The following is a 618-nucleotide window of genomic DNA, read 5'->3' on the forward strand; positions in this document are numbered from 1 at the left end:
AATCTGGACGATATAGACCCTATCGCAATCCGGGAAAATCTGGCCCAGCGCGGCATTGTAAACGGGCAGGTAACAGAACCGGAGAAGCTGGACAATGACCCCTTTATCCAGCAGGTCATGGCTGATGTGGAGCAGATTGCCGCCGAAGAAGCAGAACCACGCTTTTCCGTTGTTATGACCAGCGATGCGTTTCCCGACCCGGAAGATGCGTTTGCTGTCTGGGATAATCAGACCAATGATTACTATACCGCCTCCGATGGAACGGTACGGACATTTTCAAGAGAAGAAGCTGCGGAGCAATTCCTGGCCGGGCTGGAACCACAAGAGATAAAGGCGGACCGGCAAGAGGAACCGGCACAGGAAACAGCCGCACCCGCTGCGGACGAACCGGGAACACTTCCCCGCGACCCGCTGGCATCGGCCTATGGCGTAGGGGATTTTGTTTTTCTGGAAAATACCGAGTACCGCATCACCGATTTGCAGCGGGGCTATGTCCAGCTGAATGACCCCGCGCTGGCCTACCCCATTTACCGGACGGAAAGCAAAGAACAGTTTGAACGCGCCATCCGGCAGGACCCGCGCAACAGCGCCATCACCGACTATCTCCCCGCCGATCTG

Annotated in this window: 1 protein-coding gene; it reads left to right on the forward strand. The window is 56.5% G+C overall.

The window, feature by feature from the left end; all coding sequences use genetic code 11:
• A partial coding sequence (locus D5269_RS18160) for a hypothetical protein (protein WP_147408094.1) occupies positions 1-618 on the forward strand: 618 nt, incomplete at both ends.

The organism is Anaerotruncus sp. 1XD42-93, from assembly GCF_009917605.1.
In the GTDB taxonomy this organism is placed as follows: Bacteria; Bacillota; Clostridia; order Oscillospirales; family Ruminococcaceae; genus Anaerotruncus.